The sequence below is a fragment of the Bacillus cereus group sp. BfR-BA-01381 genome, from assembly GCF_022663555.1.
GTDB classification, from domain to species: Bacteria; Bacillota; Bacilli; order Bacillales; family Bacillaceae_G; genus Bacillus_A; species Bacillus_A pacificus.
The window spans coordinates 1-8908 of record NZ_JAKUFR010000132.1 but is presented as its reverse complement, the minus strand read 5'-3'; the positions used below and the strand labels follow the sequence as shown (position 1 = coordinate 8908).

Below are 8908 nucleotides of genomic sequence, written 5' to 3'. Positions count from 1 at the left end.
ATATATCGACGATTCGACAAAGAATATCGACTTATCAACAAATATCGACACGATTAAAATGAAACTACCTTTTCTTCCGCCACTTCTACAAGTTCTAAAATTTGCAGCAGGCTCTCCACTTCATAAGTCGGCTTAACACTTGCCTTATTCTCTTTCAAACTCGGATTATACCAACACGTATCAATGCCGTAATCTTCTCCGCCTCTCATATCAGAAGTGAGCGAATCTCCAACCATTAGTACACTTGATTTATCTGTAATCCCAAACTTTTCAAAAGCATAATCAAAAATCTCACGTGCTGGTTTTTGATGACCAACCTCTTCTGAAATAATAATATGATCAAAGAAATTACATAAAGGCGAATTTCCGATTCTAGATTGTTGCACTTTCGTATATCCATTCGTAATAATACCTAACTTGCAATCTTGTAGATTCTCACATAATTGCACTGCACCTTCTATAAGATGTACTTCTTTCCCTAAGTTTTCAAGGTATGCATCACTAAATTGCTGCGCATCTACTTCTATATTATGAAGGGCAAATAATTGTCTAAATCGATCTACCGCTAATTCACTTAACGTAATCATTTTATTTTCTAAATCTCTCCATAATCCATTACTAATCTCTTTATAACTTGCAAGATAATCATTATACCCTGTAGGCATACCGAACTGTACAAACGCATTATGTAATGCGTATTTTTCCGTTTCAGGAAAATCTAATAATGTATCGTCTACGTCGAATAATATAACTTTGTATTTCATGATGTTCTCCTTAGTTCCTATTTTAAAACCTTTGTTCTCATTATTTATAAGTTTATATATATTTCGTGATGAAGCGCTTTAACCCGCTCTTTATAGAATACACCTTTATCGTCTATTTTCAAATGTGCTATAAATAAGTTTGCAAGCATGACCGCTGTATCTAACCTATAAAATAAACTAACAATATGAGAAGTAGCGTTAAAGATACTATCATTCTTATATCCATCTTTAAATTCATCCCAACTAACCTCATTTGTTTCAGCTATTCTCATAAGCTCCAGTAATGGATGACCAATTAAAGCGTTATCCCAATCAACTATTGCTTTAACTTCTCCATTATACCCGATTAAATTGGCTGGTCGAATGTCCATATGTAGTAAACACTTTTCATGATCCGCTGTACTAAGAATATGTTCAATTGTTTTTGTATCTGGAAGTTTCATTCCACAGTTCGTAATTGTATTAAACCCTTCTATCCGTTTCACAATTCGTTCTGCTATATACTTACTAATGGGCTCTCTAATATTTTGTTCGTAATGCAAATCATCAATTGGCATGCTATGAAGCTTGCTCACTAACTCTCCTATTTTGTGCGCAGAAATTGGCATATGATCAGTATACACACAATCCGAAATTAAAAAATCAAGTTCTGCAGAAAGATGCAATCCGTGTATCTTTGGCACCGAAATACCTTTTGAATGACAATACTTAGAAAGCTCTGCTTCCTTTTTCAATGAAATTCGACTATTAAATAAATCTTCATTTATATTTTCTACTTCTCTTTCCCACGGCACTCGAAATGCCAAAGACCCCTTTTCTGAATCTCCTCGAAAAACAATATTTTGCACTCCCGTTCCAATCACCTTTAAATCCTGAACAGCTAGTTCCTTATAATCTTGGTTTAGTATTGTTGCTAGCTTTTCTCTTAACCCCTCTGCTTTTACACGTGTATGAATCATTTTATCCCCCGATTCGTAAGTTCTTTTCACCTTTTTTCTCCTCGGTGCACAACATCCTCATTAACAAAATTATAACAACAATAGTAAAAGGAGGCTAATCCAATCAGCCTCCCGAATTCTTATTTATCCTCTAACAATAACACTTTCATTTCTTCTAACGATTCTTTCGTAAAGCCAAGTGCTTTTTCAGCATACGCTTCAACTGAACCGTATTGCTTTTTTAATTCATCAATCGCAGCTTGTAAATACTCAGCGCGCGCTTCAAACATCGCACCCAATATCGCTCTACTCTCATCGTTTTGTAATTTTGCACCTAAAAAGGCCATCATTTTTTCATTTAACTTTTCACGGAAACCGTTACTTAGTAAATAATCTTCCATTACTGTTTTCTCTGGTACACCTAGTAAAAGTAATAATAATGCTGAGCCAAATCCTGTACGGTCTTTTCCAGCCGTACAGTGGTTTACTAACGGTAAGTTTTCCGGGTTTTGTGCTAAGTTTAAGAAGCTCACGAATGCTTCATTACCACTTACGAAATCTTGATTCATTTTCACAAGGTACTCACCTGGTTTCCCTAACATAGAAAGGTCACCAACTTGGAAAAATTCATTTATATTTAAGTCTTTCGCCAAGTCTTGCATAACTGGTAAGCACACTTGACGAGCTCCTGTAATCTCAGGGTTTGGCTTATGCTTCACTTCAAATTCTGTACGGTAATCGCAAATTAACTTTAAGCCAGACTTTTGTAAATAGTCGATATCCCACTCTGTTAATCCTGCTAATTCTTCAGATCGGTACAATTTGCCCCATTTTACTTTACGGCCTTCAAGCGTTTCATATCCTCCCATATCACGGAAGTTAAACGCGCCTTGTAATGGCAATCTACGCTCAGCTACTGTTACTGCTTGTCCATTACTACCTACTAGTCTAAAATATGGACGCTCATTTTCGCTCGGATTTTCAATTGTATATGATGATTCTCCATTTACCGTTGCAAGTAATTCTCCATTTTCTTCAATATGATCTGGTGAAGTACTCCAATAAATACAAACTTCTTCTATATGATTTTCCCACTTTATTTGTAACGTATTATCTTCATTTCTTTCTACAGTCGCTTGTAACCAATGTCTTTGCTGCCCCATTCTTTCACCAACGCTTTCTCATATAATCGAATCTTTCCTTATTGTATTATAAGAATATCTATTTTGTCGTTCTCATTTTTCTTTTTATCTTACAAACAGGCAAAAAGTTCTTTTACTTGTTCAAAATTTGTACATGGATTACCGCGAAATACGTATGCGATTTGTTCATTACCTAAATCTTCGTATACAACTGTTCCGCGATCAGAGTGTGAATAAAACTCTAACCCGTTTATAATTTGTTTTGGGCCATAGTTCATTATCCATGAAGAAACAGGGTAATACGCTTTGCTTTTATGCCGACAAACCCAAAGTGCGTATAGTTTATTATCTTCGTCCCAATATACATACTGCATTTCATCATTTCCGAAACCGACCGATTCGAGTTTCCAACTTAGCTTTTCATGAATTGACAATTTTACATAGGATACGTCATCTGGAGCATTCCACTCTCTACATCTTCCTATCTCACCCATTTCACTTCTCTTCGCTTGAAAGCTTAATAAGTGAAATGGTGTATGTAATATCGTTTTCGCAAACTCCATATGTACCGGTTGTAATTCAAATAGAAATCGTTCCATTTCGTCTTGGTTTACATATCCATGATCAACTGAAATTTCAACTTGTGTTTTCCATATAGATGTAACGTAACTTTCTTTTCCTTTATAATTTATACCTTTCCAATACACAAGCCCTTTATATTGAAAACAATCTCCTTTTGCTTGAGAAATACAGCTATCCGGAAATACTGGTTCCATTATATCGAGAAAAAATTCCTTTACTCGAAACATTCCAGTTGGAGTAACAACCTGAAACCAAAAAGCCCCCCACTTTTCACCTTCATAACGTTCTGAAACTTTTTCAACATTCCAGCCTTCTAACAATACATTGGGATACAATAACACGAATGAATGCATGGATTGCTTTAACATATATAGTCCCCTCCCGCTATACGAGTTCGAGAGTATACATCATTCATCCTCCTAAAACTTTCTCACATATCTCTCAGTTGAACTAAGCAGCTGACATCCATTCTCTTCAAAAACATCCTTCATCCACTCATTTTGTACATTTGCCTCACCGATATAATAAGATGCACCTATTTCTTTTAAAACAAACATTGCCCCTGTAAAGAATGCTGCTTCATACCCTTTATTTCTCATATTTGGAGCGACTGCGAAATACATGAGTTTTCCTTCTTCTAACGTCCCCTTTTCAATATGCGGGATTACAATTCCTATCAGCTCTTCACCTACACTCGCTGTTAAACAATGTTCTTTCCATTGCTCACCAATTTCTTGTAGCATCATATTTACAAATTGATTATAAGTGACTTGTTCTTCTGTCATCTCACTCCAAAGAGAATAAAAAGCATCTTCTCCTACTTCTTCAATCAACTTAAAATCAATTTCACTTTCTACATCTTCTACTTTATATAGATCCTTAAACACAATGATGTTTTCAGTAACATATTCAAACGAATACGTTTCAAAACATTTTTTATACATATTATAATTGGGGCTTTTCGAAGAAATCTCAAAATGTAAGTTTTCTATTCCCTCTTCTTCAGCCTCAGCAACGCAATATTGCATGATTTCCTTTAATTGCTCTTCTGTAAAAATCTCTGCATTATTTTCTTTTATCATGATAGAAGAAGCATTTCTTCTTATTTTAAAATGTTTTTCTAACTGTTCTATAGTCGTCATATACTTCCCTCATCTATGTCATACTTGAATTTCTACTTGTTCTCCTTGCATGAGCAGGATTGTCCTTGAATATATAGAATACTAGAAAACATCGCATCTTTAAAGTGCGGAGGAGGTTCTCCATTGGATATTACAGCGCTGCAACAACAGTTAGAGCTTATACAACAAAATGACTATACGCAACTGCGACATATAGATATAAATGAATTAACGCTCCATATGCTTCAGTATATCGGAACGACTGATAGTTACGTTCGTTACCAGCTTATATATAAATGTTTTGTGCATTTTATTCATCATGAATTCCTTATGGATGATCAACTGAAATTACTGTTGCAAACTTGTTTAAGTGATGAGTATTTATATTGTGACATTTACTCCCCGCATTCAGATGGGGTTTTCACACGTTCTTACACTGTTTCGTTAATTGCGTTAATACTCCAATTCGCTAACTCGCACTATTTTTTTACAGAGGAGGACATTGAAGAAATAAAAAACAAACTCATTACATACACAAACTTAGAAACAGATTTTCGAGGTTATATTGAAAATAAAGGATGGGCTCATTGTCTTGCTCACGTATCTGATGCCTTTACTGAAATTGTCCACAATTCTTATACGACCTTTGAATGGTATGAAGAATTAATTCATTGCTTATTAAATAAAATCTTCATTCCATCTGACCTTTTTCATAATAACGAAGATGAACGAATTGTTACGCCATTACTAGCAATGCTGTATCATGACTTCCCGCAAGACGAGTTAATTTCTATTATTCAAAAAAAAATAAAAAGGCTTCCCCAAATTAGAAAACGCCTTTCGTTAAATGAATATTGTATTTTATGCGCCAACATTAAAACCTTTTTACGCACATTATTTTTCAGAACGAAAGATGACCATAACTTAGCTTTTACAGCACGTAAAACAGAAAGAATGTTAAAAGAACTTCCTAATTATTATTAGCTATAAGGAGAACAACTATGGGTTATATCGAAGACATGAGAAATTTAGTAGGAAATCATCCACTGATTTTAATAGGTTCACACGCTATTATAGTAAATGAGAAAAACGAAATATTATTGCAGCTCCGTACAGACTTCAACCGCTGGGGCATCATTGGCGGCGCCTTAGAATATAACGAAACGTTAGAAGACGCTTTAAAACGAGAAGTATATGAAGAAACTGGACTTATTATTAAAAATCCAGAACTATTCCGTACATATTCCGGACCAGATTTCTTTCAAATCTACCCAAACGGCGATCAAGTACACGGTGTACTCGTTGTTTATATTTGCCGAGAATTTCACGGTGAGCTTGTATGTGATCAAACAGAATCAAAAGAATTACGTTTCTTTCCGCTTGATGAATTACCTAGTACTCTTCATCCAATTATTGAGGGGATTCTTCACGATTTTCATCACTCCAATTAAAGATAAAAATAAAACAACCTCATTTCCCGTCATGATAACGCGAAATGAGGTTGTTATTGTTCACCGTAAATTCCTATTTCCCCAAAATGATATTAACGTTCTCTTTCTACAACTTTATAAAGGATAGTGATATAAGAAACAATAAATGAAAGAATCGTATACATGCCAACCCAAAAGAAAAATGCTGGATCGTGCACTGTAACATTTAACATAAGAAAAATAAGAAATGTTACCATTGGCATCACGTAAAATATACCTATTTTATATGTCACAGCTATTGAAAAAATACAAATAAGCAATGGATATATACAGAAAATCAAAATTGACTCACTCAATGTTATGTCCCCCTTTCTGCAGAAATAATAGATTTCTTGTAAACAATTTGGGGAACAACAAAGTTTTATATTTTTATTCGTTTTTAGTAAATAAAACGTTAGATCGTTATTTCAATCTGATTTCCTTCAGGGTCACTTACTACACTTTCATAGTAACCATCACCTGTAGTACGCGGGCCATTTAACACAGCGTATCCTGCTTCTCTTAATGTATTCGTTAATTCGTTCACTTTTTCTTCACTACCTACAGAAAAAGCAATATGCGCATATCCTATTGTTTCTATTTGTAATGCATCATCTATCCCTACCTGCTTCATAAGTTCTAGACGCGCACCACCTTCAAAAGTTATAAAATAAGATTTAAATTGCTTTTTCGGATTATGATATAAGCTATTTTCTTCACCATTAAAATATTGTTTATAAAAATCACGCATTCCTACTAAATCATTCACCCAAATTGCTACATGTTCAATTTTCATAATTGGCACCTTTTCTTTTATGTTATTCAACTGACAATTGGATGCTTCATTGCCAGGACATTTAATTTTCTTTATTCGTTCTCGTAATCATAAGATCAAGTCCTAGACTTTTTAATCCATATAAATAATCTTCTTTCCAATTACTCACTGTTATTTTCGGAATATGTTCCGCCGGAATGTACTGCGGACAAGTTTTTACAATTTGATCTATAACAAATTGATTTACTTCATCATCACAGAAGATAAAGGCATGAGGGTTAATAATAGCTATACATGTAGCTATTAAACGAGTAATAGCATCTATATTATATTCCTCTGGATTATTCGAATCTTCACTTCTCAAAGCTTGTAAGAAATTTTTATTATCATACTGCGGTACGAAAGATATCTCTCCTGAGAAAAACGTACTCCCTCGTACGACATCTCCATTTACCATAATCCCCGCACCTGGTCCATTTTGACCTGAATACAAATATACAAGAGAGGAGTTTTCATTATTTCCAGTATTTTTATGATAGCCGAGTACTGCGGCATTCATATCATTTTCTATTACTACTGGTATAGAAAACTGTTCCTCCAAATGACTTTTCAAATTAAAATTTTGGAACTTTTCATATCCAGGAATATAAAAAATACGACCATTATCAACCGAACCAGGCACACCAATTGATATAGAGCTTATTTTCGGGAATGTAGCGATAAGACCTTCAATATGTTTAGATAATACATTTACGCCCGTATCAATTAACATACTTGAAGTACTTCCTTGTTCTTTTACTTCCCCTAAACAGTTGAAAATTGTATAGTTTGTTTCATTTTTTTCTAAAAATATTGCTAAACCTAACATATATTCTGGATTATATTCATATCGTTTCGCTCTTCTTCCACCACTTGAATCATCTAAACCAGCTAAAGTGACTTCACCGTCTTGTTTCATTTTTTCTATAAATTTACTTATCGTTGGAAAACTAATTTCTAATGTATTACTAAGCTCAACTTTCGTTGCACTACCTCGCTCTAGAAGAACTGTACGAATGCCGCGAAGGATTGTCTCTTTAATCGATTTTTGAGTAACAAATTGTTCACTCAAATCGCTCACCACCTTAATCAACATACTTATTAAATCCTTTTAATAAGTTGCGTTGACAATATATCATACATCATTTTCTAAAGCAATAAAGATGATATATTTCCGCTGCATGCACTCTCTGTTTCGCTTCATGTGTTCATACAATTCCAGATAACAGAGCAAATAATAAAACAGCTAGCAAAGCATTACATATTCCGAATGCTTCCCCTAGTATACTTAAAAATTGTGTATAACCTATGATAGAAACTTACAGCAAACGAAAAAATCGGCAAAACAAATAAGAAAAAGAGCGTTTCAAGAAGTAAGTAATGTCTTCGTACGATTTTCCGCACTATTTTTCTTTATATGAAACACCTTTCACATTTTCTATACGATACGACATCAGTTTATTCATGTACTCATAAAAAACGATTTCTATAAGTCTATCGTTTTAATAACTTTAGCTGGATTACCACCAACAACTACATTATTAGGTACATCTTTTGTCACAACTGCTCCTGAAGCAATTACAGCGTTGTCTCCAATTGAAACACCAGGGTTAATAATAGCGCCCCCGCCAACCCAAACGTTGTTACCTATTTTTACTGGTTTTCCATATTCTTTACCAGAGTTTCGTTCTACTGGATGTAAAGGGTGCGTAGCAGTGTAAATGTGAACACCAGGTGCAAACATACAATAATCACCGATTCGAACTTCACAAACGTCTAAAATCACACAGTTGAAATTTGCGAAAAAGCTCTTTCCAACATGAATATTGTAGCCGTAATCACAACGAAAATCAGGATTAATTTGAGCTTTCCCATCAGCTGAAGAACCTAAAAGCTGATTTAATAATGTAAAACGTTGTTCATCCCCTGTCTCCATCGCCTCGTTATAAAGACGTGTTAAACGTTTTGCCTCCACCCTATCAGCTACTAATTCTTCGTCATCTGCAATATACATTTCTCCCGCTAACATCTTTTCTTTTTCTGTTTTCATAGAATCATCTCCTTCGTAATCAAATGAA

General features: G+C 34.4%; 11 protein-coding genes and 1 pseudogene. 2 read left to right on the top strand and 10 right to left on the bottom strand.

The annotated features are described in order from the left end of the window. Positions 1-53 precede the first annotated feature (53 nt). From MR079_RS26390 to MR079_RS26370, 5 genes are all read right to left on the bottom strand, one after another. Positions 54-764: a YjjG family noncanonical pyrimidine nucleotidase gene (locus MR079_RS26390; protein WP_242294917.1), complete on the bottom strand. Its 711-nt coding sequence runs from the start codon at positions 762-764 to the stop codon at positions 54-56. Positions 765-808: 44 nt separating this feature from the next. Further along, positions 809-1723 carry a phosphotransferase family protein gene (locus tag MR079_RS26385; protein ID WP_242294919.1) on the bottom strand — a complete coding sequence of 305 codons (915 nt, stop codon included), beginning with the start codon at positions 1721-1723 and terminating at the stop codon, positions 809-811. 119 nt (positions 1724-1842) lie between these two features. Next, positions 1843-2865, bottom strand: a complete 1023-nt coding sequence (locus tag MR079_RS26380; protein ID WP_242294916.1) for a tyrosine-protein phosphatase — start codon at positions 2863-2865, stop codon at positions 1843-1845. An 89-nt stretch (positions 2866-2954) separates the two neighbouring features. Continuing rightward, on the bottom strand, positions 2955-3794 hold the full coding sequence (locus tag MR079_RS26375; RefSeq protein ID WP_242294915.1) for a hypothetical protein: 840 nt from the start codon (positions 3792-3794) through the stop codon (positions 2955-2957). 51 nt (positions 3795-3845) lie between these two features. Next, positions 3846-4568 (bottom strand): GNAT family N-acetyltransferase, encoded by a 723-nt coding sequence (locus MR079_RS26370; RefSeq protein WP_242294914.1) that lies wholly within the window; start codon positions 4566-4568, stop codon positions 3846-3848. A gap of 123 nt (positions 4569-4691) precedes the next feature. Here MR079_RS26370 and MR079_RS26365 point away from each other — a divergent pair, with 123 nt between their 5' ends. After that, entirely contained in the window at positions 4692-5531 is an 840-nt protein-coding gene (locus MR079_RS26365; RefSeq protein WP_139866162.1) for a DUF2785 domain-containing protein, read from the top strand. A gap of 17 nt (positions 5532-5548) precedes the next feature. Then, complete coding sequence (locus MR079_RS26360; protein ID WP_242294913.1) at positions 5549-5998, top strand: NUDIX hydrolase; 450 nt, start codon at positions 5549-5551, stop codon at positions 5996-5998. 92 nt (positions 5999-6090) lie between these two features. On the opposite strand, the gene MR079_RS26355 is transcribed toward MR079_RS26360, so the two are convergent. The 5 genes and pseudogenes from MR079_RS26355 to MR079_RS26335 form a co-directional block, all read right to left on the bottom strand. Then, complete coding sequence (locus MR079_RS26355) at positions 6091-6333, bottom strand: YbeF family protein (protein ID WP_139866164.1); 243 nt, start codon at positions 6331-6333, stop codon at positions 6091-6093. Between the two features lie 98 nt (positions 6334-6431). Further along, positions 6432-6812 (bottom strand): VOC family protein, encoded by a 381-nt coding sequence (locus tag MR079_RS26350; RefSeq protein ID WP_139866165.1) that lies wholly within the window; start codon positions 6810-6812, stop codon positions 6432-6434. 61 nt (positions 6813-6873) lie between these two features. Next, positions 6874-7902, bottom strand: coding sequence for an ROK family transcriptional regulator (locus MR079_RS26345; RefSeq protein WP_242294912.1), 1029 nt, complete (start codon positions 7900-7902; stop codon positions 6874-6876). Between the two features lie 136 nt (positions 7903-8038). Continuing rightward, positions 8039-8149 (bottom strand): annotated as a pseudogene (locus tag MR079_RS26340) (MFS transporter); the annotation flags it as partial. A gap of 167 nt (positions 8150-8316) precedes the next feature. Further along, positions 8317-8880 (bottom strand): maltose acetyltransferase domain-containing protein, encoded by a 564-nt coding sequence (locus MR079_RS26335; protein WP_242294918.1) that lies wholly within the window; start codon positions 8878-8880, stop codon positions 8317-8319. Positions 8881-8908 lie beyond the last annotated feature (28 nt).

Bases quoted from the DNA above. Each gene is read 5' to 3' on its own strand.
- MR079_RS26390 (WP_242294917.1), bottom strand. From the start codon at position 764: ATGAAATACAAAGTTATATTATTCGACGTAGACGATACATTATTAGAT.
- MR079_RS26385 (WP_242294919.1), bottom strand. From the start codon at position 1,723: ATGATTCATACACGTGTAAAAGCAGAGGGGTTAAGAGAAAAGCTAGCA.
- MR079_RS26380 (WP_242294916.1), bottom strand. From the start codon at position 2,865: ATGGGGCAGCAAAGACATTGGTTACAAGCGACTGTAGAAAGAAATGAA.
- MR079_RS26375 (WP_242294915.1), bottom strand. From the start codon at position 3,794: ATGTTAAAGCAATCCATGCATTCATTCGTGTTATTGTATCCCAATGTA.
- MR079_RS26370 (WP_242294914.1), bottom strand. From the start codon at position 4,568: ATGACGACTATAGAACAGTTAGAAAAACATTTTAAAATAAGAAGAAAT.
- MR079_RS26360 (WP_242294913.1), top strand. From the start codon at position 5,549: ATGGGTTATATCGAAGACATGAGAAATTTAGTAGGAAATCATCCACTG.
- MR079_RS26350 (WP_139866165.1), bottom strand. From the start codon at position 6,812: ATGAAAATTGAACATGTAGCAATTTGGGTGAATGATTTAGTAGGAATG.
- MR079_RS26335 (WP_242294918.1), bottom strand. From the start codon at position 8,880: ATGAAAACAGAAAAAGAAAAGATGTTAGCGGGAGAAATGTATATTGCA.